The organism is Paraburkholderia sp. (assembly GCF_036488795.1).
In the GTDB taxonomy this organism is placed as follows: Bacteria; Pseudomonadota; Gammaproteobacteria; order Burkholderiales; family Burkholderiaceae; genus Paraburkholderia.
In genome coordinates this window covers 19,234-45,989 of record NZ_DASXHA010000128.1, presented here as the reverse complement: position 1 = coordinate 45,989, position 26,756 = coordinate 19,234, and the positions used below count along the sequence as shown (strand labels likewise).

Below are 26,756 nucleotides of genomic sequence, written 5' to 3'. Positions count from 1 at the left end.
GAATCGAATCTCAGGATTCCACAGGGTATTGGCTGCGGAACGACTGAAGAGACAAGGCTTGCCGCCGCTACCCATTCAAGGCGGCGCTCGCGCTTGTCTCTTTCAGAAACGTCACGGGCATCCTTGGCCGGATGCCGATCATTCGATAAACGACACCGCCCGCTGGATGGCGTTGCGTCGCAGCATCCCAAACTTCAAAACCGGACGCGCGCGATGGTCTGGCGCGTGTCATGCGTGGATGCCGAAGCCTTTGAGATAGGCGGCCGGATCGCTGCCGTCCCAAACCCGGTCGTCGATCAGAACTTGCGACACATCATCGGACGGAATGGCGATGCCCATGCGCGTCGCCGCATCGCGATACAAGTCCGTCTGATTGATTGCAGCCGCAATCTCATGGTAATCACCGCGCGGCCGGATCATGCCCCAACGCTCGTATTGCGTGAGAAACCACACGCCGTCGGCTGGCCGGGGATAGTTGACCGCCCCGTCATCAAAGAAGCGCACGGGTAGCCGACCGGGCGCCGACGCTGCGGTGTCATTGCCGAGCCGCTCGGCGATCAACGCTTCATTGATGCCGATATAGTCCGGCCGCGCGAGCCAGCGCGCAATCTCGCTGCGATGACCGGCGCCGTCCAGCCAGCGGCACGCTTCAAGCATGGTCTGCACCAGCGCTCGCGCCGTGTGTGGATGACGGCTTGCAAAATCGCGCCGGCAGGCCAGCACTTTCTCCGGGTGATCGGGCCAGACTTCGCTGCTATAGGCGATCGTGCGTCCGACGCCGCGCGCCTGTGCAACCGTATTCCACGGTTCACCCACGCATAGGCCGTCGAGCCGGTCCTCGGCGAGCGCCGCCACCATCTGCGGCGGCGGAATCACCACGCTTTCGATATCGCGCAACGGATGCACGCCTTGCGCCGCCAGCCAGTAATACAGCCACATTGCATGGGTGCCGGTGGGGAAAGTCTGCGCGAAGACGGGCTTGCGGCCGAGTGTGGCGAGCGCTTGCGGCAGCGTGCGATGTTCGCTGAAGGCATGCGCCAGACGGTTCGACAGCGTGATGGCCTGGCCATTACGGTTGAGTACCATCAGCACGGCCATGTCCGTTTGCGGACCGCCCAGGCCGAGTTGCACGCCGTACGTGAGGCCGTAGAGCGCGTGAGCGGCGTCCAGATCGCCCGCCAGCAGTTTGTCGCGCAACGCGGCCCACGACGGCTGGCGCGCCAGCTCCAGCGTCAGGCCATGGGCATGGCCGAACTCCAGCAGCTTCGCGGCGACGAGCGGTGCCGCATCAGTGAGCGACACGAAGCCGAGCCGCAGATGGGTTTTTTCGAGCGCCGGCGCGGACGTTTGGGTAAGGGGAGCGGGTTGGTTCATAAGCCAGGCTTCATTTGGGCGTATCAGCGGCCACGACGATCTGCCGTGCGACTTCGGCCAGCTTGATGCCCTGGTCCATCGCACGCTTGCGCAGGCTCGCATAAGCGGCAGGTTCGGTCATTCTCTGCTGATCCATCAGCAGACGTTTGGCGCGGTCGATCAGCTTGCGCTCGGCCAGTTCGTTTTCGGCCTGCGCGAGCCGTTCGCGCAATTGCGATTCCTGCGCAAAGCGGGCGAGCGCCACTTCGAGAATCGGCGCAAGCCGTTCGGTTGCGAGGCCTTCGACCAGATAGGCCGTCACGCCGGCGCCGACCGCGTCGCGGATCAACTGTTGATTGGCGTCGTTGCTGAACATCAGCACAGGGCGCGGCGCGGTGGCGTTCATCACCGCGAGTTGTTCGAGCGTGTCGCGCGACGGCGATTCCGTGTCGATGATGATCACGTCCGGCCGTTCGCTTTGGACCATACGGTGCAGCGCGTGCGGCGTGGCGGTACCGGCCAGCATGTCGTAGCCGAGCCGCGCAAGGGCGTCGCGCAGATCGCCAATCGGTTTGTCGGTGTCGGTTACGAGCAATACGCGCAGCATGGTTGGGCTGAAGTCGACGGCATTGGATTGTTTTCGGGGCGAGCTTTGGCGGGCGTTAAAGAGGGGAAGGGTCGCGGCTGCGCGCCTGCGATGCCGTTCAAGTGGGGGCCGTAGCGGTATCTTCGAAGCGCCGTTACCATTCATGCCGCACCGCACCGCACCGCACCGCACCGCACCGCACCGCACCGCACCGCACCGCACCGCACCGCACCGCCCCGTTGCAGGGGCAAGTTCAATATTAAGCAAGCTTGGTGCCAGTTGCTCCAAAGCCGTGCAGAGGTTTGCAAAGGAGCGGATACCGCCGCGCCGTGGCAATCCGGAATGAGCCGCAGCGGTGCGCGCCGGATCGGCGCGCACCGAACTGGCGCAAGCAATGCGCGTCGTCCAGATGACCGCTGTGCAATTCGCGAGTCCCGGCACCCAGGCGGGCGGTTGCTGTTGGGCAATGGCTGGGTCGGCCGCGCGTTGAGGGTGTTTAACGGTGGGCGGGAAAGTTGTGCAGGAGAAGTTGGGCGAACCTATCCGGCACGATGGCTACGACATGTCGTTCGGGAAATCCAGCGCGGAGATTGAGAACAGTTAGCCGCCGATGCTTTCGGCAGCACAGCCGCTTGCCGGCACGTCTACGCTGGCTGGGCCGCGTTCGCGTGTCGACGAAGCACTGATGCGACGGATGAGACAACCGATGCTGGAGACCTCGAACGAGGCCAGTGAACAGCCCGGCGGTGCTGCGACCCCGCTGCGCGCCGCTCTGGCGTGCTGTTGCCGGAGAAGGCGCGCGAAAAGCTACGCTAGCGGGTAGCGGCCGTCACTGGGACGGCGGATGTCGACGGTTTAACGACGACGAAACTGCGTATTGCGGGCGCCGCCGCCGCCGGAGGCGCGTTCGTCCTTGTGACGGAAATTGATCCGTCCTTTGGTCAGATCGTAGACCGACAATTCGAGCGTCACGCGGTCGCCCGCGAGAATGCGAATGTGATTCTTGCGCATGCGTCCGGACGCATAAGCGCCAACCACGACGCCATTGTCGAGCGTCACGCGGTAACGGCTATCCGGAAGTACTTCGTCGACGATACCGTCAAGTTCAAGCAGTTCTTCTTTCGCCATGCATAACTCCTGGTCGATGGGATAAAGGGGGCTTTGCTTAACGGCAAAGCCGGTGATGCGGTAGGACGGGCGCTCAAACGGCGCGCCCGCAGAGAAGGGAACTGCGCGTCACGCCCGGAGAGGACGTGCGATCGCGCACGTGTCGCGCTGTTGGCCGCGCGCTGGCTGATCAAAGATCGGCTACCGACTGGCCGTCAACCCGGCCGTCGATCAATTGTTCTGCGTGCGCCATGCACGCAATACGGGCCTTACCCGTGCCTTCGAACGGCCACAGATAGGGCAGGCGAAACACCCGGCCGTCTGCCGCCGCGTTGGCGCCGACGCGGCAGATCCGCACCGAAGCGTCATAGCCGGCGTCTGCGTTGCGACTGGTCGTGCCGTCTGCAGGGCGGCGCGGATACACGAGCGGGTGGATTTCGTAGCCCTTGTAGGTCTTGACAACTGAATTCATAAAGTACTCGTCCTGTAATACGTGGCTGGCATGTCACGCGTGTTACGCGCGGCAAGACAGACCCGGCGGCGCAGCACCTTGGGGCGCGCCGCCATGGAAAAGAGTGGCACAGGCCCGATGATCATGGGCTTGAGCGCAGCCGCGCAAAATCGCGGATTCGATGGAGAAGAAACACGCTAATGTCGCGCGGACATCAGGCGCATGAAAAGCTGCACAACTCGCGACGGCGAATGCGTGCTGCGCATTGCCGGAATGACGGGATCGCCGACGAGCAGCGGTCGAACAGTCGGGGGTGGTGCGGAGAAGCCCGAGGGATAGCCCGCAGGGATGTCCCTCAATGCTGCCGGTACTGCAGAAGCGGAATACAGCTATTCCAATATGATGCACTAAATAGGGCTGATTGGATAGCAAAAACTGCCGGACGAGCACCGACGGACCGCCAGCCGGTGGCCGGAGAGGGCTGGTGAGGCATGCTCAATGAAGCGAGCGCCTTATTGGAGAAGGGCGGCGGGCTACCGGAGGTTTTATGGGGCGTTATCGGGTGGTTTCCGCGGTGCGTTTTTGCAGTTCGCGCGACGCGGCGAGCGGTATGCGGGCGTCATCCCAGTCCGCCAGCCATTCGACTTCCTTCGACGTGAAAATCTGGCCGTGATTGCGCAGCGTGTACTGCAATGAATCGATGATGTGATTGCGGATGATCTCCGGCGTGCCTTGATCGTCAAGCACTGCGCGAAGGGCTTCGAGCGTGGCCATCGGTTGCTCCGTGAAATGGATGAGACTTTTATCGCACGACAAAAGTCTGCCCGCCAAGCGGACAAAAATGCGCTGGTGTTCGCAGCCCGGCGTGTCTCCCGGAGCACGTAGACCGAGGCGCGCGGCCCCCGCACGGGGTCAGCGCCTCACTCGAAGCGTTCGGCGCGGTAGGGACGCACGTCGGTGAACGGCGTGGCGCCGGTCATCATTTCCGCGAGCAGGCGTCCCGTGACGGGGCCGAGCGTCAGCCCGTGGTGGTTGTGGCCGAATGCAAACCACAGTCCAGGATGGCGTGGCGCGGGCCCGATCACCGGGCGCATGTCCGGCGTGGACGGGCGCATGCCGAGCCATGGCTGCGCATCGAGTCGCGCACCGAGGCCGAAGAGCGGCCTCGCCAGCCGCTCGGCGCGTTCGAGCTGGACGCCGGTGGGCGGCGTGCCGCGCACCGCGATCTCGACGCCCGTGGTGAGGCGCAGCCGTTCACCTTCCATCGGCGCGATCACGTAGCCCTGTTCGCTGTCTACGACAGGCACCGACAGCATGGCGCGGGCCGGCTGGTAGTGCATGTGATAACCGCGTTTGCCGCGTAACGGGATGCGATAGCCGAGTGGTGCGAAGACCGTATCGGACCATGGACCCAAGGCCACTACGACTTCTTTGGCGCTGACGCGTCCCTGCGCCGTCTCGACGGTCCACGCGCCGTGTTCCGCTCGCAACGTCGTGGCCTCGCCATTCAGGAATGTGCCGCCGCCGGCTTCGAACAGGCGCGCGTAGCCTTGGGTCAAGGCACCGGGATTGGCGACGCTCTTCGGATCCAGCCAATGCAGCGCGCCACAGAAACCTTCGCCAATCGCCGGTTCACGCGCGCGCAAAGCAGCGCCGTCGAGCGCAACCATGCGCAAGCCATGTTCACGTGCCGCGATTTCTGCGTCCGCGGCCTCACGCTCGAATGTGGCGCGGTGATGGAAGGCTTCGATCCAGCCGCCGTCATGCACCAGTTCACTCACACCCGCCCGCGCGATCAACGCGTCGTGTTCGGTGACGCTGTGGCGAATCAGCGGCAGCATGTCGCGCGCGGCAGCCGCGAGGCGCGGTGGCGAAGACTCCCACCAGTAGCGCGCAAGCCAGCTGGCGAAGGCGGGCAGCGCCTTGTAGTCCCAATAGAGATCGGTGGACTGGTTGCGCGCGTAGCGCAGCAGCGTACCGAGCTTGCGCGGCATTCCATACGGGACGATCGACGAACGCTCGATCAGTCCGGCATTGCCGAAGCTGGTTTCTTCGCCAGCGCCGCGCCGGTCGATCAATGCGACACGCCGGCCGCGATCCTGCAGGTGCAGCGCCGAAGACACGCCGACAATGCCGGCGCCCAACACGATGACGTCGAAATCCATGGTCTCCCGAGCCGTTCTGGTTGCGACTGAACCGGTTTGCGCCGGCTGCCGTAATGGCGCATGCATGCAGTGCGAAGCGTGTGACTCTAAAGCATAGACCGGTGAATTCGCAATCAGGGCGCGTTGATAATGCCGGCACGGCGACGTGCAGTCTTCGTCGCGCATGACCAGCGGTTCGGCCAGGGATCCCGTCAGGCTAAACAATGTAGATACAGCGGCTTGACGATGGCTTGGCCGCGTATCTACAATGAGTCTACTCAAAGTGCATGGGGTCTTGCCGTGGAAATCTCAATCCAGAAATGGGGCAACAGTGCCGCAGTCCGCCTGTCGGCAACCTTGCTCGAGCAACTCGGCGTGGCGCTGGGCGACAAGCTCGAAGTCGAAGTGCTGCCGGAGGGCGTAATGCTCAGGCCTGCTCGGCATAGATATGCGCTCGCGGATCTGATCGCCCAGTGCGATCCGAAGGCGCCGCTCCCGGGCGATGCCGAAGCATGGAACAACAGGGCTCCAGCGGGCCACGAGATATGGTGAGGCGGCCGAAATTCGAGCGTGGGGACATCGTGCGTGTGAGCTTGAATCGAACAGCCGGGCGCGAGCAGCAGGGCGATGTTCGTCCGGCGCTGGTGCTGTCGCCAGCGGCCTTCAACGCGCTGGGTATGGCGCTGGTTGCGCCCATTGCGCAAGGCGCCGACTATGCGCGGTTTGCGGGATTCGCGGTACCGCTCGCCGGCTCCGGCACGGCAACTCAAGGCGTGGTGCTTGCGAATCTGGCGGGCCCGCTCGACTTGCAGGCGCGCGAGGCGAAGCGTATCGAACGCGCGCCGTCAGTCGTCGTCGACGAAGTGCTCGCCCGGCTGCACACGCTGCTGGACTAAGATCCATCCCACCAAAACCGCTCGCCCGGGCGGCGTGGCGTCCTCATACCGAAGGTTGCGATTTCCCATGCGCAAGAAGCAAGATTCAGTTGTCAAAGACCTGCTGCTGACGCGTTATGCGCCCATCGCGGATAGCATTGCCGCGCTGCTGTTTCCGTACGCCGAAGTCATCATCCACGACCTGCACGATCAAACCGTGCTGTACCTCGCGAATAATCTGTCGAAACTCGAGGTGGGCGACGAGTCGCCGCTCGAAGAGCTGGAATATCCAGAGGGCGAACGCCTGATCGGTCCTTATGAGAAGGTCAACTGGGACGGCCGGCGCATGCGCAGCGTCAGCACTGTGCTGGTTGACGATGACGGGCAGCCCGTGGGCATCATGTCCATCAACTTCAATATTGCCGTATTCAAGGACATGCGCGCCACGCTCGACCTGTTCATCAAAGGCGCGGGCGTCGCGGCACCGCCTGAAGAGTTGTTCAGGGACGACTGGCAGGACCGTATCAATACCTTTTTGCATGGCTGGCTGAGCGAGCGTCAGATCGGGCTCAACAATCTGACGCGCGAACACCGTCGCGAACTGGTCGAGGCCTTGTATGCACAAGGTGCGTTTCGCGGCCGGAGTTCGGCGGACTATGTTGCAGCGGTGCTAGGCATGGGGCGCGCGACGGTCTACAAACATCTGAAGCAAATGAAAGAGGGCGGCTGAGCTGTCGCGCGGCCAACTCACGCGGCCAGCCCGCGTTGAGTTGTCGCGCGGGGTCAACTGCCTCAAACGACAAAAATCTTAACCGTCATCACACTCACAAGGACCCAGCCGTGCGCTATCGACACTACAAAGGCGGCATCTACGAAGTGATTTGCGAAGCGACGCTCGAGTCGGACCCCAGCGTCACGATGGTCGTGTATCGAGCCGCGAATGGTACGATCTGGACGCGTCCCGCCTCGGTTTTTTTCGAGCTGATCGAGCACGAAGGCGTGAAGGTGCAGCGCTTCGCTCCCATCAACTGATCCTGCCAGCCGGGTCCCAGGTCCATGCCGGCCAGCCGGACCTCATAAGGAAATCTGCATGCGCCTGTTGCTTGCCATCATCCTGCCGTGGTTTCAGTTCTTCACGATCGGCCGCCCGTTCGCCGGCATCCTCTGCCTGATTTTGCAGATCACCCTGATTGGCTGGATTCCGGCCGCAATCTGGTCGGTGTACGCGCTGAGCCAGTACACGACGGACAAGAAAATCGAGCGGGCATTCGGTTCGCGGCGATAGATTCAGCGGCCCACCTCAGTGGTTATGGGCGCAGGCTGGTCTCGTAAGGCACGGTGTTTGCTAAGTCAGGCTACCGAAGAATATAACGAGAACCACCATGCGCCCAAACCACACGATTGCCGACTACGCCGCATCCCGCTCAGGGCCTCCCGTCACGCCGCCGGAGCTCGCCGGCGAAGCGCAGCCCGTCCCGCCGCGACCGCTCACTCGCGTCACATTCTGCTTTGCATGGCTGTTCGGACTCGAGCCATTCCTGACCGGTAGCACAGCCGAGCCGCCGCGCCCGGACAGCGACCGGCGCGCTTGACGCGATCCGGTTGGCGGCGCGCTTTGCCGCGGCGTTTTGCAAAAAATGGATTCGACGGTAGCAGCTTTTACATTCCATGCGGCGCGCCCGCAACTTGCGACGACACGCAAACGAATCCCGCGATGCGAACTCCGCTCTCTGCTATTCGGTGTCCTTGAAGTGTCCGGTTATCGGGTTGATGCGACGCGCGAATCCAATCAGCGCGAGTATGCCGATTGGCGACAGGATAAAAAATGCGAGCAGCATGATCGTATTCGGGATGGTGCAGTGCCGTCAGTGTAGCCCGCTATCCAGGATAGAAAATCACCCGAAACGGCAACACAGTGTTCGAGTCACGCGAACGAACGAAGTCATGGCATTGTGCAATTCTGTCTTCCTCATTCCGGCCCAGTGTCGTAGCCGCTTGCGATCGGGCCATGGCGAAATCTTCTGTAAAAACGGTTTGTTTTTTAAGCTACGGAAAATTCATCCGCAAACGTTAAAGTAGGACCACATAGCGAGGATGCGATTTCGATGAATGCAAATGATGGATTCAACCGCGCAGAGGACCTGCCGGTCGTGTGGATGACGGGCTTGCCCGGAGCCGGCAAAAGCACGATTGCACGGGCGCTGCAGGCTGCGCTGCTGGACGAAGGCGCGAAGGTGGTGGTGCTCGACGGAGACACGCTCAGGGAGGGACTGTGTTCCGACCTCGGGTTTTCGGACGCCGACCGCATCGAAAACGTGCGCCGGATTGCGCACGTTGCGAGGCTTTTCCAGCAATCAGGTCACCTTGTCGTCGTGGCGACCATTTCGCCGCTGGCGGTGCAGCGGGAACTGGCGCGCGAGATCATTGGCGGCGGTTTCCTCGAAACATTTATCTCGGCATCGGCCGAGGTCTGCGCGCAGCGCGATCCGAAAGGCATGTACGCCCAGGCACGGCTCGGCAAGATCGCGGGGTTCACGGGGGTGTCTTCGCCATATGAGGCACCGGTGAACCCTGACCTCGTGATCGAAACCGCGCGCAGCCGGGTCGAAAGCGCGGTCGCTACCATCGTGTTGCGTCTGGGGAAAAGCGTGCGCGCGGCGGTCGCGCAAACCGGAGCCCGAAATTCGTAGGCCGAATTCGTAGGCCGAAAGCGTACCCCGAAAGCGGGCGAAAACCTTGGTCGATGTCGTGCGCTTAACCCCGCGGCGCGCCAATCTCCAGCGCGTCCGGAACCTCGATCACCAGATCCGACTGCGCGATTGCCACACAGGGCAAGATGAAACCTTCTGCTTTTTCTTCGCGCGAAAGGCCGGGCCATTCGATCGTATAGGACACCGCGCCGCTGACGAGGCGGCACAGACATGTGCGGCAGGTTCCGTTGCGGCACGAACGCGGCAGGCGCAGGTCGGCGAACCCGGCGGCTTCGAGCAGGGTCAGCGAAGCGGGTGCTTCGAAAGTGCGGCCAAGCGGTTCGATGCGCACCGAGAAGGGGGCAGTGATATCGGACATGGTTTCAGTCGGGAGCAGGCCTGCCACGATAACCCAGACTCACCGTCTCTGCGCACCGCCTTCCAGGGCTCACGAAATCGATACGCCCTGCAGACGTCCGACGCCAAACGTCAACGCCGCTGCAATCAGGCCGATCACGATCTGCCGCAAGGCTGAAAAAGGCGCGCCGCGTCCATTGGTCCGTTGAACAAAGACGTCGACATACCCACCGCCACCAGTCCGAGTCCGCTGAACGCTACGCACTGAACGATCGCGGCAACGCCATGCGGCCACGCGCCATCGAACAAGCGCCCGCAACCAGCCCGGCCAGGCCGGTCAGCAGGATCGCTTTGTTGCCCGTGCCCGTGCCCGCGCCGGCCACGCCCATGATCAGACAGAGTTGGACACGGGGCCGTCGTTTGCGCCGAGCACGGCTGCGCGCAGATCGTTGCCGGACGCCGCGCCCTGGTGCCACGCCTCGGCATTGGCGATCTGCGCGGCTTTCACAAGGCTTCTAATTGACGTACGCGTGTCCGGCAATCCAGCCATCAATGAATGCGACCAAGCCGCAGATAGCGGTAGACCGTGTTGCGCGCGAGGCCCAGTTCGCGAGCCGCCGCCGACACATTGCCGTGATGGCGCGCGAGGGTCTGCTCGATCAGGGTGGTGCGCACATCCTCCATGCGCACGGGCGACGCAGGCGGCCGTTCATGCGGCGGATGCGGCCGATTTTGCTGCCGCGGCTGCCCGGTTTCGTGCGTGCTGGCCGCCGCATGCGGAGTGTCCACTGGCCGGGCCGCCTGCATCCTGTCCGGGGCGCCGCAGTCGTGCAGGAAATCATCCGGCAGATGCTCGAGATCAATCTCCTGCGCGCCTTCGGCCATGATGCCCGCGGTGCGCAGCACGTTGGCCAGCTGGCGCAGATTGCCGGGCCAGCGGCATTGGGTGAAACGTTCGAGCACGGCGGCGGAAACGCGCGACGGCACCCGCTCGCTTTCGCCGTGCATTTCGAGTATGCGCGCCACCAGGCGAGGCAGATCGCTTCGTTCGCTGAGCGCGGGCAGCGTCACGACAAGGCCGTTGATCCGGTAGTACAGGTCCTCGCGGAACGTGCCGGCTTCGATCATCGCGCGCAGGTTGCGGTGGGTCGCGCAGATGATGCGCAGGTCCACCGGAATCGCCCGCGTGCTGCCCAGCGGCGCCACGCTGCGCTCCTGCAGGACGCGCATGAGCCGCACCTGCTGCGCAAGCGGCATATCGCCGATCTCGTCGAGAAACAGTGTGCCGCCATCCGCCTGCACGATCTTGCCGACGCTGCCCCGCTTTTTCGCGCCGGTAAACGCGCCGTCCTCGTAGCCGAACAGTTCCGCTTCGATCAGCGTGTCGGGCAGCGACGCGCAATTGAGCGCGACAAACGGCGCCGCGCCGCGCGGCGAATCCTGATGGATGGCGCGCGCGAGCCATTCCTTGCCGGTGCCGGTCTTGCCGAGTACGAGGATCGGAATGTCGCGGCCGCGGACCTTTTCGACGCGGCGCAGAATCGCGGCCATTTGCATATCGCCGGTGTCCAGCGAAGCGAGCGTGACTTCGCGTTCGGCAGGCCGGACGGAGCGCGTGCACGGCGCCGTACCAGGGCGCCCGTTGAATTGCGCCGCGGCCGGCACGAGCGCACGAGGCGCCGTGTATTCGCCGCGCGCAATCACGCGCACGCCGCTTGGCAGCGTCAGCGTCGTACAGTCGCCGGGCGCGCGCAGCGTCTGCTGCAGCAGCGCAGGAAACGCGGTGCCGAACAAGGCCTCGAACGTCTGGCGCTGCAACTGCACGAGCGGCTGACCCAACTGGAACAGCGCGCTACGGTTCGCCGACAGGAACGTGCCGTCGGTCGCAAACGCCGCAAGCCCTTCATACAAGGTGCCAATGAATTCGGCGCGTGCGTGAAAATGGATCCGCACGGCGTCGGCGAACTGGTTGGAAAACAGGTGATTCTCGATCATCTGCGCCGACATCCGCACGAGGGCCAGAGTGTGCTTGTGAAAACCGCGCGTGTCGCCGCTGACGTCGAGCGCGCCGATCATGCGGCCGTACGGATCCACGATGGGCGCACATGAGCAGGTGAGAATGCGATTCGCGTGAAGAAAATGCTCGTCGGCATGGACGACGGTGGGTTGACCCTCGACCAATGCGGTACCGATCGCATTCGTGCCGCGATCGGCCTCGGCCCACGACACACCCGGACACAACGCGACGCGATTGGCCTTCTCGACGAAATCGCTGTCGCCGAGACTATGCAGGATCACGCCGTGGTCGTCGGTGAGCAGCACCATGCTCTGGGTATCGACGATCTGCGCGTGCAGCGTTTCCATTACCGGTAGCGCGTGCGTGTACAGCGATTGATTGCGTTCGACCAGATCGCGCAGCGCAAGTTGGCGCAACGGATGGAAATCCGGGGTTTCGCTTGCGCGCAGTCCCACTTGCAGCGAACGCGCGTGAGCTTGCGCAATCAGGTCCGGCTGGCCAGAGGGCGGGCGGCCAGCCAGGGGAGCCGTAGAGGGCGTGCCTGGACTTTGAGTCACTGCGTGTCTCCGGTTGGATTCCGACGCGACGGGTGCGTTGCCCGCCTGCTGTCATCCTGCAGCGCAGCATGGCCGCGCCGCCGAAGTTTCATCTTACAGGATCACGCCGCGCGGCTGTCGGTGGCGCCGTCCGCGTCCATTCACAAGACTTTTTTGCTGATGTCCGCACCCCTTTAGCCCAGACAAAAGGAAAACTTGCGGCGCGGCGGAACTCGTCTAAAGTGAATGAATTCAAGCGCGGATTGCGTGTTTGTGCACATCCGGCGGTTGTTGTCAGCCCGCGCCTCGACCATCACGGAGGCAACCAACAACAGGCGTGCGCGGCCACCCGAGTGATCCACCGTCAACCCAAGGCGAATCCCATGCAGATCATTTTCCCGAACGAAACCCCTGAATATTCAGGGCGCGAACTTACCCTGGCGTTCCCGGCAATGGTTGATGGAGAGAGGGTGGAGTGCATGATCACCGCCGAAGCACTCGAAGACCACTTTGGCGCAGCGTCGCCGCGCCTCGAAGACATGATCGGCGCGTTCGCCGCGCATCGTGCCCGGATTGAGGCTGCGACGCGCCGGCTATTGTCGGAAACCAGTGCGCAATGCCTGGTTTTACGCAGCGGATACGTGCGCTTCTATGAGGCGAACTGGCGCAATTAAGGGCCACGCTGCGGGCGGTTGGCCGGTCAGTGGGCCGCCCGCCCGTCAGGTTCCTGTTCTTCGCCCGTTGCTGCTGCGCCGCCTTATTCCGCGCCCAGGTAGAAGTAGCGGAACAGGAAAATCGCCGCGATGATCCAGACCACCAGCTTCACCTGACGGGCGCGGCCAGTCAGCAGTTTGAGCCCCGCGTACGAGATAAAGCCGAATGCCACGCCATTCGCGATGGAGTACGTGAACGGCATCAGCAAGGCGGTCAGCGCGGCGGGGACAACTTCGGTGGCGTCATCCCACGGCAGACCCGCCATCTCACGCAGCATCAGACACGACACATACAGCAGTGCCGGCGCGGTCGCGTAACCGGGCACCACGCCTGCCAGCGGCGCGAAGAACAGCGCCGCGAGGAACAGCACGGCGACCGTGACGGCGGTGACGCCCGTGCGCCCACCCGCTTGCACACCGGACGCGCTTTCGATATACGCCGTGGTCGACGAGGTACCCAGCAGCGAACCCGCCAGGATCGCGGTGCTGTCGGCGAGGAGCGCCTTGTTCAGACGGTGCATCTTGCCTTCCACCAGCAGACCCGCGCGATTGGCGACGCCCATCAGCGTGCCGGTGGCATCGAACAGTTCGACAAGGAAGAACACCATGATGACGTTGAGCACGCCGGTGGAGAGCGCCCCGCGAATGTCGAGATGAAATAGCGTCGCGTCGATCGACGGCGGCGCGGACACCACGCCGTGGAACTGGTTGCCGCCGAAGAAAAAGCTCAACACCGTCACGCCGACAATGCCGATCAGGATCGCGCCGCGCACCCGCAGAAAATCGAGCGTGACGATCGCGAAGAAGCCGATGATCGCCAGAATGGCGTGCGGATCGTGCAGATTGCCGAGCGTAACCAGCGTGGCCGGATTGCCGACCACCACGCCCGCGCTCTTGAGCGAAATAATTGCGAGGAAGAGACCGATACCCGCGGTAATGGCGATGCGGATGGAATGCGGAATGCCGTTGACGATCACTTCACGCACCCTGAACAGCGTGACGATCAAAAACAGGCAGCCGGAAATGAACACAGCGCCAAGCGCCGCCTGCCAGGTGAAACCCATCCCCTTGACCACCGTGTACGCGAAGTACGCGTTCAGCCCCATGCCCGGCGCGCAGGCAATCGGATAGTTCGCGTAGAGGCCCATGATCAGCGAGGCGAGTGCGGCCACGAGGCAGGTCGCCACGAACACGGCGTCCTTGGGCATGCCCGCGTCGCCGAGAATCGCCGGATTGACGAAGATGATGTAGGCCATCGTCAGGAAGGTGGTCAGGCCCGCGAGCAGTTCGGTGCGCAGGTTGGTGCCAGCTTCGTCGAAGCCGAAATATCGTTTTACGGAGTCCATGAGGCGGGTCTCGGGTCGTGATGAAGTTGTTTGTTGTAGAGGTCGAGTCGACGGGCGTTGCCGCTTTTCGCCGAGGCGGGCGCTCGTCCAGCGCTACGGGCGGATTGTAGTCACGAATGGCGCAGAAGTACCGCTTAAGTCGCGTATTGGCGGAGTGGGCGTCGAGTGAATGCAACAGTGTGCGATTGTGCTGCAGTGCGAGATGCGAGTGTCACGGGCTCGTCGCCGGAGTGGGACGTGGGGGCTGGCGGGCCAGCCAGCGGTCGAGTTCGCCTGCGAACGTCTTGCTGTCGCGCGGGCTGAAAGCGGCGGGGCCGCCGGTATCCACGCCGCTGCTGCGCAGCTGGTCGAGCATCGCGCGCATGCGCAGCCGCTCTTCGATGGTGCCGGGCGTGTACCAGTTGCCGCGCGGATCCAGCGCCTCGGCGTGCCTGGCCAGTACCGCGGCGGCGAGCGGGATATCGGCGGTGATCACGAGGTCGCCGCTGACGACGCGCCCGGCAATCAGCGCGTCGGCGGCGTCGAAGCCGGCCGGCACCTGAATGGCGCGGATCAGTGGCGAAGGCGGCACACGCAGAAACTGGTTGGCGACCAGCGTCACGGGCATGCCGGTGCGGCGCGCGGCACGAAACAGCATCTCCTTGATGGCGACCGGACAGGCGTCGGCGTCTACCCAGATTGGCATGGTGTCGGCTAGATGTATCGAAGGGGCGAGATGATACCTTGCCAGCAGGCGGGGCTAGCGGCAAGCGCAGCCGGGCGGGATCGGACGCACACGGAGCGATGGGACGAGCGCGGAGACACGCCGACTCATGTGCCGGCAGTCTTCAAAGCCGCGGGTGCTTCAGTATTCGCCCTGGCTTGTTGCACCACAGGGCGGCCGGAACTCCGGCTACTGCGGGCAAGCGCCGTGATTGTCGGCGGCAGCGCGCTGCTGCGAGACGATACGGCCTGCGCGTTGCGCGTTGTCGGGATAGTCGAGCCAGTCAAGCGGGTCGTAACCGGCCGCAAGCCACTGGGCGAGATCCGCCTTGACCTCGGCGCGCGTCTTCGGCGCGGACGGGTCGCACGAGCCAGGCGACGCCTGCGCAAAACCCGACGTCACACACCACGCGCCGAGCGCTGCGCCCAGCATCACACGAGACATGAATTTCATAGCAAGCTCCTTTGGAGCGGTAAGTACAACCCCTCTATGTCAGGTACCGCGTCCCTGACCGGCGCGAACCGGCCATGCGGCGTGACGGATGCCGGGCTGGCGCCTCAAAAACCGGCCGGCTTGCCGATCCGCTCCAGCACGGCATTGAGCAGGTCGATCGGCAGCGGGAACACGATGGTCGAGTTCTTGTCGGCGGCGATCGTCGTCAGCGTCTGCAGGTAGCGCAACTGCATCGCCTGCGGCTGCCGGGCCAGCGTCTGCGCGGCCTCCAGCAGATGCTGCGAAGCCTGCAATTCGCCTTCCGCGTGAATCACCTTCGCGCGCCGCTCGCGCTCGGCCTCAGCCTGACGGGCAATCGCGCGGATCATCGTCTCGTTGATGTCCACGTGCTTGATCTCGACAATCGCCACCTTGATGCCCCATGCATCGGTTTGCGCGTCGAGCACCTTCTGGATATCCGCATTGAGCTGTTCGCGCGCAGCCAGCAGATCATCCAGTTCATGTTTGCCGAGCACCGCACGCAGCGTGGTCTGCGAAAGCTGGCTGGTCGCTTCGAAGTACTTCGCGACCTGAATCACGGCGCGCTCCGGATCGACCACACGGAAATACACCACCGCATTGACCTTGACCGACACGTTGTCGCGCGTGATCACGTCCTGCGGCGGCACGTCGAAGACGACGGTGCGCAGATCCATGCGCACGACCTGCTGGACGATCGGCAGGATCAACACGAGTCCCGGCCCCTTGACCTTCCAGAAGCGGCCCAGCATGAACACGACGCCCCGTTCGTACTCGCGAAAGATGCGTACCGACGACACGATCAGCACGGCCACCAGCACGATCAGGATGCTGCCAAAGCCGAATGTGAAACCCATCATGAGCGTTCTCCCGCGAAAGAGGGGTGTTGTTGTGAGGGTTCGACGGGCACGACGGTCAGCGTGAGCCCGCGCCTCGCGGTCACGCGAACCGCGTGCCCGGCTGTGAGCGGCACCGCGCTCTCCACCTGCCAGCGCTCTCCATGCACCCGTGCCCAGCGCTCCCCGGCGCCGCTGCCGTCCGGCGCGGGGCCGTCGTCGAGCACGACGCCGAGGCTGCCGATCAGCGCCTCCGAGCCCGTGACGACCGGCCGGCGCCGCGCGCGCAGCGCCACGCTCGACACCGTGAAAATGAACAGCGCGCTGAACGCGGTGACGGCGGCGATCATGGGTAGCGGAATGCCGTAACCGGGCACGTCGGTATCGATCAGCATCAGCGCACCGACCACGAACGCGACGATGCCGCCGAAGCCCAGCGTGCCGAAAGTCGGCAGAAAGGCTTCGGCGATCAGAAACGCAAGCCCCAGAAAAATCAGGCCGAGCCCGACGTAGTTGACCGGCAGCATCTGCATGGCGAACAGGCCAAGCAGCAGACTGATTGCGCCCACCACGCCGGGCAGCACGAAGCCCGGATTGGCGAACTCGAAGAACAGGCCGTACATGCCGAGCATCAGCAGGATCAGCGCCACGTTCGGGTCCGTGATGACCGCGAGGAAGTGGCTGCGCCAGTCGGGTTCGAGCGTGACGACAGGCGCGCTCGACGTGCTCAGGTGCTGGTCGCCGGACGCGGTGTTGACCGTGCGGCCGTCGAGCTTGCGCAGCAGGTCCGGCACGTCGCGGGCATTGACGTCGACCACGTGCTGCACCAGTGCTTCCGATGCCGACAGGCTCACTGCTTCACGCACCGCGCGTTCGGCCCAGTCGGCATTGCGGCCACGCAATTGCGCGAGGCCGCGGATATAGGCGGCCGCGTCGTGGACCTGCTTGCGCAGTTCGGTCGACTGCGAATCCAGCGGCATCGAGCCGGCCGCGCCCGATCCGCCGGCCACACCTGAGGCTCCCGCTTCAGGCCGCGCTGCTCCCGGCAAGCCGGGAGCGTTTTGCCCCGGCGGCTCGGCCCCGCCGCCGATGCCCATCTGGATCGGGGTGGCCGCGCCGAGATTGGTGCCCGGCGCCATCGCCGCGATATGGCTTGCGTAGACGATATAGGTACCCGCGCTCGCGGCGCGCGCGCCGCTCGGCGCGACGAACGCGGCCACCGGCACCGGTGAGCCGAGAATCGCCTTGATGATCTGCCGCATGGACGTATCGAGCCCGCCGGGCGTGTCGAGTTGCAGCACGGCGAGTTGCGCGTGTTGCTGGGCAGCGCGCTGCAAGCTGCGCACGATAAAGTCGGCGCTCGCGGGGCCAATCGCGCCATTGACCGGAATGACGATGACGTCGCCGGGCGCCACGGCGGCTTGCGTCGCAAAGCCGCCGGCGAAACCGATGGGAAGCGCGCCGGCGAACGCCAGCAGGAAGCCGAGCGCGGCAACGCCGCGCAGAAACCGGACCATTGGACTGCCGGGAAGATGCCGGCGGCCTGGACCGGATTGCCGAAACGGGAGACGTGGATACGTTCTCATCGCTGACGGCCGGCGCGCCGCATCGAAGGGTATCGGGCGGCGCGGGCCGGAAAGGGCTAGTAAGCCTGCTACTAATAGCTTAGTCCGATTCCGCGGGATGCGTGAGGCTCGCGCGTGCGAGCCGGTAGTCGGTGGGCCGCATGCCGGTCCATTTGCGAAACGCCCGGTGGAACGCGCTCGGTTCGGCAAACCCGACACGCATCGCGATCTCGGCGATGGTTCGCGTGCTGTCCTGCAGTTCGCCGATCGCGATGTCGCGCCGCAGGTCGTCCTTGATCGACTGGTAGGTATAGCCTTCCTGCTTCAGATGCCGTCGCATGGTTGCTTCGGCAGCGTGCAGGCGCTGCGCCATCTGATCCGCGGCGGGCCAGCTGCTCATGGGCAGCGCGCGCAGCATCTTGCGGATGCGAGCCGCCAGCGATTCCGGATTACGGTACTTGACGACGAAGCTGCCAGGCGCATCGCGCAGAAACGGCTTGATCGACTTCGTGGTCTGGATCACCGGTAACGCCAGAAATTGCGCCGATAGATCGACGTAGGAGTGCGCCTGCCCAAAGCGCATGTCGTCGCAAAACATCAGCCGGTATTCGTGTGCGGCGGATGGCGCGGCGCAGCGAAAACGCGCGCCCAGCAGTGGAATACGGCGGCCTACCAGCCAGCACATCAGGCCGTAGATGACGATGAAATACGTGGCGTAGGCGAACATCGTCGGCGGTGGCTTGTCTTCGCGATGCGTGAAGGTGATCCGCACGCGCCCGGTATCCGCGGTGACGTGCGCACTCAGATCGTCGAGCACGAGGCGCATGAAACCGACCGCGCGAGCCAGCGCCTGTGCGCCGGTGCGTGCCGTCAAGGCGGTCTGCGTCATGGCGATGAAGCTGCCGCAGCGCATCGGATGCGAGTCCTGGCCGAAGAACTCGTCGTCGAGCGCGCGGGCGATGCCGGCCCACAGTGCGCCGTATTGCGCCGACGAGACCCGGCTTTTCGGCGTCTTCAACATATGCGGCGCAATGCCGGCTGCGACCAGCAGCGCATCCACATCGACGCCGCGGGCACGCGCGAGCGCCAGGGTTTCTTCAACCAGTGCGACGGAGATCGTCCCTTTGTCGTTTCTGAGGGTCATGGGGTAAACGTGAAGCGTGGAAGATGGCGGATGCTGGCAAATGCGCTCATCTTGTCCACTGCTGGATTCAGTTGCAGTTGCCACGTCCAGCCTGAAATTACCGCAGTTTCAGCCCGACATGGCAAATGCGCTCATGCAGAATGATCGGCCAGAGCATCGAACCTGTCCAGCGGCTTGCCTACACTTGCCGCACAGGCTGGCAAGACAACCGGAGATACCAACCCGCTCATGGACGACTTCTACACCGACGAACAACGGATGATCCGCGATGCGGCACGCGAGTTCTCCGTGGGCCGGCTCGCGCCGTACGCCGCTCAATGGGACCGCGACGCCCATCTGCCCGATGAGGTCGTGCGGCAAATGGGCGGACTGGGTTTGCTCGGCATGATCGTGCCGGCGGAGTGGGGCGGCTCGTACACCGACTACGTGGCCTATGCGCTCGCGCTGGAGGAAGTCGCCGCCGGCTGCGCCGCCTGCGCGACCGTGATGAGCGTGCACAACTCGGTGGGTTGCGGGCCGATCCTGAACTTCGGCTCGAATGCACAAAAGGACCGCTATTTGCAGGACCTCGCCACCGGCCGCCGGATCGGCGCGTTCTGCCTGACCGAGCCGCAAGCCGGCTCCGAAGCCCATAATCTGCGCACCCGCGCCGTGCTGCGCGACGGCCAGTGGATTCTCAACGGCAGCAAGCAGTTCGTGACCAATGGTGCGCGCGCCGACCTTGCCATCGTGTTTGCGGTGACCGATCCGGCACGCGGCAAGCGCGGTCTGTCGGCCTTTATCGTGCCGACGGACACGCCCGGGTTCAACGTGGGGCGCCCGGAGCACAAGCTCGGCATTCGTGCCTCGGACACCTGCCCGATTTCGCTCGACGAGTGCGCGGTGCCCGAAGCCAATCTGCTTGGCGAGCCCGGCGAAGGGCTGCGCATCGCGCTGTCGAATCTCGAAGGCGGGCGCATCGGCATTGCGGCTCAGGCGGTTGGCATCGCACGGGCGGCTTTCGACGCGGCGCGGCTTTACGCCAACGAGCGCATCCAGTTCGGCAAGGCGCTGCGGGAACATCAGACCATCGCCAATATGCTGGCCGATATGGCCACACGCCTGAACGCCGCGCGCCTGCTCGTGCATCATGCGGCGCGGCTGCGCAGCGCGGGCAAGCCGTGTTTGTCGGAGGCTTCGCAGGCGAAGCTTTACGCCTCGGAACTGGCCGAGGAGATCTGTTCGAACGCGATCCAGATTCACGGCGGCTACGGTTATCTTCAGGACTACGCGGTAGAGCGGCACTATCGCGATGCCCGCATCACGCAAATCTACGAAGGGACCAGCGAAGTGCAAAGAATGGTGATTGCGCGGCACGTTTGAGTGCAGAATGATCCGCGAGGAGAGCGCATTCGCGCCAATCGCGACCATTTTGGATGGGCGCGCAAGCAGCTTGCATGAGACGGAGACGACGATGACCGAGAGAACCGCTTCGGCGCAGGGCTTTTTCGACGCGCGTGACCTGCTGTGGCGCTATCGAACCGATTACGAGCGCGCGTATCGGGAGTTTGCGTGGCCGGTGCTGGATCAGTTCAACTGGGCGCTCGACTACTTCGACGTCATTGCGCAAGACAACCACAATCCAGCGTTGTGGATCGTCGACGATCCCGCAGGCCTGGGCACGCGCTACTCGTACGCGCAGATGTCCGAGCGCTCGGCGCGCATGGCCAATTTTCTGCGCGGCGTGGGCGTGGGGCGCGGCGACCGTCTGCTGCTCATGCTGCCCAATCGCGTCGAACTGTGGGACGTGATGCTGGCGGCCATGAAGCTCGGCGCCATTGTGTTGCCCGCCACCACCCAGCTTTCCGCAGACGACGTGCGCGACCGCGTGCAGATCGGCGGCGCAAGGTTTGCCGTGGTGGATAGCGCGGAGCTGGCCAAATTCGACACGCTCGAGGTGCCGTTGACGCGCCTCTCGGTCGGCGCGCCGCGCGCTGGCTGGACGGACCTCGCCGCCGCCTGCGATGCCGCGCCGCAGTTCACCCCTGATGGCCCGACGCGCGCCACCGATCCGCTGCTGCTGTACTTCACGTCCGGCACGACCTCCAAACCGAAGCTCGTCGAGCATACGCATCAGAGCTATCCGGTCGGACATCTTTCGACGATGTACTGGATCGGTCTGCAGCCCGGCGATATCCACTGGAATATCAGTTCGCCCGGCTGGGCCAAACACGCATGGAGCTGCTTCTACGCACCCTGGAATGCGCAGGCCTGCGTGTTCGTCTTCAACTTCGCGCGCTTCGTGCCGAAGGAAACGCTTGACGTGCTGGTCCGCTGCAACGTCACCACGCTGTGCGCGCCGCCAACTGTGTGGCGCATGCTGGTACAGGAGCCGCTCGCGGAGTATCCGGTCAAGCTGCGCGAAATCGTCGGTGCGGGCGAGCCGTTGAATCCGGAGATTATCGAGCGCGTGCGGCATGCGTGGGGCGTGACGATCCGCGATGGCTTCGGCCAGACCGAGACGACCTGCCAGCTCGGCAATTCGCCGGGCCAGCCGGTCGTGGCCGGCTCGATGGGCCGGCCTCTGCCGGGCTACACCATCGAACTGGTGGACGCCGACGATCATCCGGTCAGCGAAGGGGAAATCGCGTTGCCGCTTGCGCAGCGGCCACTGGGTCTGATGACGGGCTACGCGAACAATCCCAACGCCACGGTCCAGTCCATGCGCAACGGTTACTACCACACGTCCGATGTGGCGCTGCGGCGCGACGATGGCTACTACGTGTATGTGGGCCGTGCCGATGACGTGTTCAAGTCGTCGGACTATCGGCTGAGTCCGTTCGAACTGGAGAGCGTGCTGATCGAGCACGAGGCGATTGCCGAAGCCGCCGTGGTGCCGAGTCCCGATCCTGTGCGACTGTCGGTCCCCAAGGCGTTCGTCACGGTGCGCCACGGTTATGAGGCGAGTCCGGAGCTTGCGCGCAGCGTGTTTCAGTTTTCGCGTGAGAAGCTGTCGCCCTACAAGCGGATCCGGCGCCTCCAGTTCAGCGAGTTGCCCAAAACCATTTCCGGCAAGATCCGGCGCGTGGAATTGCGGCGCCGCGAACTCGAACGTGAAGCCGAACCTGCACGTTTGACGGACGAGTACTGGGAAGAGGATTTTCCGGAGCTGACGAACGCGAATGGCAAGTAGCGCGAACCATATGAATCACGAACGGGAGAGCCGGCGCATGAAGATCGCTTTGATCGGAGCGTCGCTCGAAATAACGGCACGGGATGGAGCAAGACAATGATTGACCTCGACTACGCGCACGACGGCGCGATTGCGCTGCTCACGCTCAAGCGGCCACCGGCGAATGCGTTCACGCCGGATGGCCTGCTGCAACTGCAGCATATCGTCGAACGTCTGAACGGCGAAGCGCGCGTGCGTGCCGTCGTCGTCACCGGCGATGGCCCGAAATTCTTTAGCGCGGGCGCCGATCTCAACACGTTCGAAGACGGCAATCGCGAAGTTGCGCGAAGCGCGGCCGTCCGTTTCGGATCGGCCTTCGAAGCGTTGCAAAACGCGCGTCCTGTGGTGATTGCGGCAATCAACGGCTATGCGATGGGCGGCGGTCTGGAATGCGCGCTGGCCTGCGACATCCGCATTGCCGAACAGCATGCGCAACTTGCCTTGCCGGAAACAGCGGTGGGCTTGTTGCCGTGCGGTTGCGGTACGCAGACGCTGCCCTGGCTGGTTGGAGAAGGCTGGGCCAAACGGATGATTCTGACCGGCGAACGGGTCGATGCGGCTACGGCATTGCGTATTGGACTGGTCGAAGAAGTGGTGGAGAAGGGCGCCTCACGCGAGGCCGCACTGGCGATAGCCATGCGTGTGACGAGCCTCAGTCCGCAGGCGGTGTCGTTCAGCAAGCAATTGATCCATCAGGCGCGTCATGGCGTGCCGCGCTCGGCCGCGCTCGCGGTGGAGCGCGAACGCTTTGTCGATCTGTTTGACGGTCCTGACCAGCGGGAAGGGGTTCAGGCGTTTTTGGAGAAGCGCCCTGCGCGATGGGCGGGGATATAGGTTTCGTTTTAAGGCAGACACGATGGACAAACGATATCCGGACGGCACGTTCACGTCCTGAGTCTGCTCCGGCAAAAAATCTCGCCTTCCGATTGCCACGCCGCGCAACGTGCGTCTGGCGGTCAAGCCATTGCTGGGCCGCTTCCGTCATGCAACATTGATTTGTCATGTGTGAGAGAGCCGGCTTCTAACTTCCGTTCGAAGGCTTGTCCGAGACACAGTCGTGCTCGCTAAAGCGCGCACCAATCGTCTGCCTTGCGCGCGATAACCGGCTCATGATCGTTCCGATAGGTACACCCAATACTTCCGCTGCCTCGCCGTAGCTAAGACCCACGACTGCTACCAGAAGCATGACGGTGCGTTGAGCTTCGGGCAGCCGTTCGACCGCTTCAATGATTTGCCCGTTCATCATGTCTTGCTCGGGCGTGCGCGTGGTCGGGTCGGCGACTGTGTCGAGAAGCGCGTCATCCCAATCGACACGACCTTGGCTGCGGATCTTGCGCGCTCGCAGCTCATTGATCCATATGGAGTGGATGATGGAAAACATCCAGCTCAACGGTGCGGTGTCCGGGCGAAGCTGATCTGGCCGCTCTAACGCCCGAAGGCAAGCGCGTTGCAGCAAGTCCTCGGCGTCATGCTGATTGCCGCATAAGCGTAATGAAAAGGCCCACAGTCTTGGCAGCAAGTCTGGCAGCAACTGGGGTAAATCGTCTTCGGCGCCCATCTACATAGTTCCTCGCCAGGTCGTGTACTACCGCACATCAGTGTGACCCTGAGAGATTTTTCGGGGCACGCTTCGACGCCGCCAGTGGTTGTTTTTCTGGCGGCGCGTCGAAACGAAATAGTCATGTTCGTTGAAACCCGCGGCGACAAACCACAGCGAGCGAGCCAACTTTCTTGAGCCAATCGATCAGTGATAGCGTGGACCAGACAGGATAAAGCTTTGTATTCGTTGCGAAGCTTGACACTTTTACCGTAATGCCTGTGCTGCCGAAGATAGCAAATGCAAATCTTTCCGTTGCCACACCGTGGAGCGTTAGCCACGCCACCTATGCGAACAAAGGCGTTGCAATCGCCACCGGGATTGAGCGTTCAGCCTTGCTAAGCGTGCTTGCAACATCGCCATTTTGGGGCAGAACGTGAGTCGTCGTAGTGAATCGAAGCATATCGTTATGCGACGAACGACTGAATGACTGAATGACGTGATTTTCGAAGCCGCCAGGACGGCCGTATGGAACGATGTGGAGCACGGCTATAGCGCTTCGCGATGCGGAATAAAGCGGCGATCAGAGATGTTCTGCTTACGTAGGCGGATTCACCGGAGCGGCTCGGACATGAATTGCATCCTCGAATTGCATCCGTTGCGCGACGTTGGTTCGGCGAACTGGAACATCATCTTTACTGATTGAGGAGCTTTGATGTCACGTACTTCTCCGGCTAGACGCGCCGTTATCATCGGCGCAGGAATAAGTGGACTGGCCGCAGCGCAAGCGCTCGCCGATCGTTTCGAGCAGGTCGTCGTGCTGGAGCGGGATTACCTGCCGTCGCTGGCGATTCCACGCCCTGGCGTACCGCAAGGCAGACATCCTCACGGACTGCTCTCTGGCGGACTCAGTGCGCTATGCGATCTGTTCCCTGACTTTGCATCCAGCATTGCGCAAGCGGGAGCTTACGTCGGGGACTGTGGCCTTGATCAGCAATTCGAGTTTCCGGGGCAGGAGGCCCTTCCGCGGCGCGATCTCGGTGTGGCCTTCTTCCTGATGACACGTCCGTTGCTTGAACTGACTGTGCGTCAGCGTGTTACGGAGCGCAAGAATGTGGTAATTCGCAGTGAATGCCGCGTGGTCGAAATTGTCGCTACGTCCGACGGAGAGGCGGTCGATTCGGTCTCCTTCATGACTAGCGAAGGGACGCTGGAGGTGATGTCCGCTGACCTCGTGGTGGACGCATCCGGCCGTGGAGTCCCCACACTGAACTTCCTTAAGTCGACGGGTAGACCGGTCCCCGAAGAAACGGTCATCGGTGTCGATCTCGGCTATTCGAGCGCGGTCTATGAAATTCCCGCTGAAGCACAACCTGACTTCAAGGCTCTGGCAACGTTGCCGGGCGCACCGAAGCGCAGCCGCATTGGCGTGATGCTGCTGCGTGAAGATGGTGACTGGTCTGTCGTGCTGGGCGGGCGCGGAACTGATTTTCCGCCCGCTGACAGCAAGGCATTTCTAGCTTTCGCTGCGGGTCTCGAGACACCCACCTTCTACCACGCCATCAAGGGCGCGACGCTTCGCGGCGAGATCATCCAGTATGGATTCCCCGAAAGCCGCCGGCGGCACTTTGACCGTCCAGGAGATTTTCCGCGCGGCCTGATCCCGATCGGGGATGCAGTGTGCCGCTTCAATCCGGTTTATGGACAGGGAATGAGCGTCGCACTACAGGAAGCGGTTGTACTTCGAAACCTTGTTGACGCGCAAGAAACGCAAGACGAAACGTTTGCGACGCTTGGTCAGCAATATCTCCGCGCGATACAACCGTTCATCGAAAGCCCATGGGCCTTGTCGGCGCTTCCCGACCTCGCATATCCCGACGCGCGAGGCGAACGTCCAGCCGACCTGGAAGAGGCGCTTGACCATCTGGTCGCGCTCAATCGTGCGGCGTGCCATAGCGCCGACGTCCACAAGCTGCTGTTCGAAGTCTTGCACCTGATCAAGCCTGTAAGCGCGTTACATTCACCGGACATCATCCGGAAAACGACGGGACGCCAGGGGCCGACGCGGGAAGTCTCTCTGGTTGATACCGATTGAAGGCACCGGTCATGACCTTCCCGCAATGGATACGTGCGTGCCTCGATCGCGTGGAAATAGCGCTGCAAAATGGCTTGCCGGAAGTAGACTGCGCGCCAGCAAAGCTGCATGAAGCCATGCGCTATGCAGTGCTCGGCGGCGGCAAGCGGGTCCTTCCGCTGCTATGTCACGCGACCGGCGAACTGGTCGGTGCCGGTTCGCAGGCTCTTGTGGTCGCGAGCGTGTCGCTTGAATTGATTCACACCTGTTCGCTTGTGCACGACGACATGCCGGCCATGGACAACGACGCTTTGCGTCGTGGGAAACCAACGGTACATGTGCAATATGGTGAAGCTATCGCGCTGTTGGTAGGGGATGCGCTGCAGTCGCAGGCATTCATCGCGCTAACGGCAGACGACAACGGTTTGAACGCCGTACAGCAGGCGGCATTGATGCGCGAACTGGCACGGGCAAGCGGTTCCCTCGGTATGGCGGGCGGGCAGGCCATTGACCTGGAGAGCATCGGCACCCAGTTGTCGCGCGCCGAACTCGAAACCATGCACGGCAAGAAAACCGGCGCCCTGATTCGCGCGGCCGTGCGAATGGGAGCACTCTGTGGCGTGACACCGGAGGCGTCCGCCATGAGCGCGCTGGACGCCTACGCCGAGGCAATCGGTCTGGCATTCCAGGTAGTGGACGACATTCTGGACATGACCGCCGACTCGGCGACGCTCGGCAAGACGGCGGGCAAGGACGCGCAGCACGACAAACCGACCTACGTGTCGATGATCGGACTCGATGCATCGCGCGACCTGGCTCACCAGCTCGGACGCGATGCACGTACTGCGCTGGACCGCTTCGGCCCGCAAGCTGCGTGTCTGCGCGAGCTGGCCAATCTGGTGGTCAATCGTGTTCACTGATCGGCACGGCACGTCGGTGATTACACGCAACGGCCCGGTGCTGCGGCAGGGCATGCCTCGATCAGGGGCGCGTTGCGCCCCATGTTTCGGTCGGCACCGCCTGGCTTCACAAAAGAATTT

The 26,756-nt window shown here is 63.3% G+C and carries 28 protein-coding genes and 1 pseudogene; 13 read left to right on the top strand and 16 right to left on the bottom strand.

Annotated features, from left to right (window positions below; genetic code table 11):
* Positions 1-228 precede the first annotated feature (228 nt).
* From VGH41_RS18505 to VGH41_RS18480, 6 genes are all read right to left on the bottom strand, one after another.
* Entirely contained in the window at positions 229-1,374 is a 1,146-nt protein-coding gene (locus tag VGH41_RS18505) for a CmpA/NrtA family ABC transporter substrate-binding protein (RefSeq protein ID WP_331598969.1), read from the bottom strand.
* A gap of 10 nt (positions 1,375-1,384) precedes the next feature.
* Positions 1,385-1,960 (bottom strand): ANTAR domain-containing response regulator, encoded by a 576-nt coding sequence (locus VGH41_RS18500; protein WP_331598968.1) that lies wholly within the window; start codon positions 1,958-1,960, stop codon positions 1,385-1,387.
* Between the two features lie 834 nt (positions 1,961-2,794).
* Positions 2,795-3,067, bottom strand: coding sequence for a translation initiation factor IF-1 (infA, locus tag VGH41_RS18495; protein ID WP_042325066.1), 273 nt, complete (start codon positions 3,065-3,067; stop codon positions 2,795-2,797).
* Positions 3,068-3,236: 169 nt separating this feature from the next.
* Positions 3,237-3,518 carry a hypothetical protein gene (locus tag VGH41_RS18490; protein WP_331598967.1) on the bottom strand — a complete coding sequence of 94 codons (282 nt, stop codon included), beginning with the start codon at positions 3,516-3,518 and terminating at the stop codon, positions 3,237-3,239.
* Between the two features lie 534 nt (positions 3,519-4,052).
* On the bottom strand, positions 4,053-4,271 hold the full coding sequence (locus tag VGH41_RS18485; RefSeq protein ID WP_331598966.1) for a hypothetical protein: 219 nt from the start codon (positions 4,269-4,271) through the stop codon (positions 4,053-4,055).
* Positions 4,272-4,417: 146 nt separating this feature from the next.
* The gene (locus VGH41_RS18480) at positions 4,418-5,662 is read right to left on the bottom strand and encodes an FAD-binding oxidoreductase (protein WP_331598965.1); all 1,245 of its coding nucleotides are present in this window, start codon (positions 5,660-5,662) and stop codon (positions 4,418-4,420) included.
* A gap of 279 nt (positions 5,663-5,941) precedes the next feature.
* Between VGH41_RS18480 and VGH41_RS18475 the strand changes: the two genes are divergently transcribed.
* The 7 genes from VGH41_RS18475 to cysC all read left to right on the top strand — a co-directional run bounded on the left by VGH41_RS18475 (position 5,942) and on the right by cysC (position 9,206).
* Entirely contained in the window at positions 5,942-6,193 is a 252-nt protein-coding gene (locus VGH41_RS18475; RefSeq protein ID WP_331598964.1) for an AbrB/MazE/SpoVT family DNA-binding domain-containing protein, read from the top strand.
* Positions 6,187-6,537 (top strand): type II toxin-antitoxin system ChpB family toxin, encoded by a 351-nt coding sequence (locus tag VGH41_RS18470; RefSeq protein ID WP_331598963.1) that lies wholly within the window; start codon positions 6,187-6,189, stop codon positions 6,535-6,537. Before VGH41_RS18475 ends, VGH41_RS18470 begins: the two co-directional genes overlap by 7 nt.
* Before the next feature lie 67 nt (positions 6,538-6,604).
* Positions 6,605-7,246 (top strand): helix-turn-helix transcriptional regulator, encoded by a 642-nt coding sequence (locus tag VGH41_RS18465; RefSeq protein ID WP_331598962.1) that lies wholly within the window; start codon positions 6,605-6,607, stop codon positions 7,244-7,246.
* Positions 7,247-7,356: 110 nt separating this feature from the next.
* Positions 7,357-7,548, top strand: a complete 192-nt coding sequence (locus tag VGH41_RS18460; RefSeq protein ID WP_331598961.1) for a DUF1653 domain-containing protein — start codon at positions 7,357-7,359, stop codon at positions 7,546-7,548.
* A gap of 58 nt (positions 7,549-7,606) precedes the next feature.
* Positions 7,607-7,801, top strand: a complete 195-nt coding sequence (locus VGH41_RS18455) for a YqaE/Pmp3 family membrane protein (RefSeq protein WP_331598959.1) — start codon at positions 7,607-7,609, stop codon at positions 7,799-7,801.
* 97 nt (positions 7,802-7,898) lie between these two features.
* Positions 7,899-8,108: a hypothetical protein gene (locus tag VGH41_RS18450; RefSeq protein ID WP_331598958.1), complete on the top strand. Its 210-nt coding sequence runs from the start codon at positions 7,899-7,901 to the stop codon at positions 8,106-8,108.
* 513 nt (positions 8,109-8,621) lie between these two features.
* Positions 8,622-9,206, top strand: a complete 585-nt coding sequence (gene cysC, locus VGH41_RS18445; protein WP_331598957.1) for an adenylyl-sulfate kinase — start codon at positions 8,622-8,624, stop codon at positions 9,204-9,206.
* A gap of 64 nt (positions 9,207-9,270) precedes the next feature.
* On the opposite strand, the gene VGH41_RS18440 is transcribed toward cysC, so the two are convergent.
* From VGH41_RS18440 to VGH41_RS18430, 3 genes and pseudogenes are all read right to left on the bottom strand, one after another.
* On the bottom strand, positions 9,271-9,585 hold the full coding sequence (locus tag VGH41_RS18440) for a 2Fe-2S iron-sulfur cluster-binding protein (protein ID WP_331598956.1): 315 nt from the start codon (positions 9,583-9,585) through the stop codon (positions 9,271-9,273).
* Positions 9,586-9,654: 69 nt separating this feature from the next.
* Positions 9,655-10,074, bottom strand: a pseudogene (locus VGH41_RS18435) (VIT1/CCC1 transporter family protein); the annotation flags it as partial.
* Between the two features lie 38 nt (positions 10,075-10,112).
* A complete protein-coding gene (locus VGH41_RS18430) occupies positions 10,113-12,137 on the bottom strand; it encodes a sigma-54-dependent Fis family transcriptional regulator (RefSeq protein ID WP_414696681.1) in 2,025 nt (674 codons plus the stop codon).
* 362 nt (positions 12,138-12,499) lie between these two features.
* Between VGH41_RS18430 and VGH41_RS18425 the strand changes: the two genes are divergently transcribed.
* Positions 12,500-12,790, top strand: a complete 291-nt coding sequence (locus VGH41_RS18425; RefSeq protein ID WP_331599019.1) for a DUF1488 domain-containing protein — start codon at positions 12,500-12,502, stop codon at positions 12,788-12,790.
* 83 nt (positions 12,791-12,873) lie between these two features.
* Here the strand turns inward: VGH41_RS18425 and VGH41_RS18420 are convergent, their stop codons facing one another.
* From VGH41_RS18420 to VGH41_RS18395, 6 genes are all read right to left on the bottom strand, one after another.
* The gene (locus tag VGH41_RS18420; protein ID WP_331598955.1) at positions 12,874-14,175 is read right to left on the bottom strand and encodes an NCS2 family permease; all 1,302 of its coding nucleotides are present in this window, start codon (positions 14,173-14,175) and stop codon (positions 12,874-12,876) included.
* Between the two features lie 211 nt (positions 14,176-14,386).
* Positions 14,387-14,860 carry a YaiI/YqxD family protein gene (locus VGH41_RS18415; protein ID WP_331598954.1) on the bottom strand — a complete coding sequence of 158 codons (474 nt, stop codon included), beginning with the start codon at positions 14,858-14,860 and terminating at the stop codon, positions 14,387-14,389.
* A 207-nt stretch (positions 14,861-15,067) separates the two neighbouring features.
* A complete protein-coding gene (locus VGH41_RS18410; RefSeq protein WP_331598953.1) occupies positions 15,068-15,331 on the bottom strand; it encodes a DUF4148 domain-containing protein in 264 nt (87 codons plus the stop codon).
* A 104-nt stretch (positions 15,332-15,435) separates the two neighbouring features.
* Positions 15,436-16,209, bottom strand: a complete 774-nt coding sequence (locus VGH41_RS18405; RefSeq protein ID WP_331598952.1) for a slipin family protein — start codon at positions 16,207-16,209, stop codon at positions 15,436-15,438.
* Positions 16,206-17,771: a nodulation protein NfeD gene (locus tag VGH41_RS18400; protein WP_331598951.1), complete on the bottom strand. Its 1,566-nt coding sequence runs from the start codon at positions 17,769-17,771 to the stop codon at positions 16,206-16,208. The genes VGH41_RS18405 and VGH41_RS18400 overlap by 4 nt, the downstream gene beginning before the upstream one ends.
* A gap of 79 nt (positions 17,772-17,850) precedes the next feature.
* The gene (locus VGH41_RS18395) at positions 17,851-18,894 is read right to left on the bottom strand and encodes an AraC family transcriptional regulator (RefSeq protein WP_331598950.1); all 1,044 of its coding nucleotides are present in this window, start codon (positions 18,892-18,894) and stop codon (positions 17,851-17,853) included.
* A 228-nt stretch (positions 18,895-19,122) separates the two neighbouring features.
* Here VGH41_RS18395 and VGH41_RS18390 point away from each other — a divergent pair, with 228 nt between their 5' ends.
* The 3 genes from VGH41_RS18390 to VGH41_RS18380 all read left to right on the top strand — a co-directional run bounded on the left by VGH41_RS18390 (position 19,123) and on the right by VGH41_RS18380 (position 22,939).
* Positions 19,123-20,256, top strand: coding sequence for an acyl-CoA dehydrogenase (locus VGH41_RS18390; RefSeq protein ID WP_331598949.1), 1,134 nt, complete (start codon positions 19,123-19,125; stop codon positions 20,254-20,256).
* A gap of 91 nt (positions 20,257-20,347) precedes the next feature.
* Positions 20,348-22,066: an AMP-binding protein gene (locus VGH41_RS18385; protein WP_331598948.1), complete on the top strand. Its 1,719-nt coding sequence runs from the start codon at positions 20,348-20,350 to the stop codon at positions 22,064-22,066.
* A gap of 96 nt (positions 22,067-22,162) precedes the next feature.
* A complete protein-coding gene (locus VGH41_RS18380; protein ID WP_331598947.1) occupies positions 22,163-22,939 on the top strand; it encodes an enoyl-CoA hydratase in 777 nt (258 codons plus the stop codon).
* A gap of 187 nt (positions 22,940-23,126) precedes the next feature.
* On the opposite strand, the gene VGH41_RS18375 is transcribed toward VGH41_RS18380, so the two are convergent.
* Entirely contained in the window at positions 23,127-23,663 is a 537-nt protein-coding gene (locus VGH41_RS18375) for an RNA polymerase sigma factor (RefSeq protein ID WP_331598946.1), read from the bottom strand.
* Positions 23,664-24,357: 694 nt separating this feature from the next.
* On the opposite strand from VGH41_RS18375, the gene VGH41_RS18370 reads away from it, so the two are divergent.
* Positions 24,358-25,737: an FAD-dependent oxidoreductase gene (locus VGH41_RS18370; protein ID WP_331598945.1), complete on the top strand. Its 1,380-nt coding sequence runs from the start codon at positions 24,358-24,360 to the stop codon at positions 25,735-25,737.
* Between the two features lie 11 nt (positions 25,738-25,748).
* Complete coding sequence (locus tag VGH41_RS18365; protein WP_331598944.1) at positions 25,749-26,636, top strand: farnesyl diphosphate synthase; 888 nt, start codon at positions 25,749-25,751, stop codon at positions 26,634-26,636.
* Positions 26,637-26,756 lie beyond the last annotated feature (120 nt).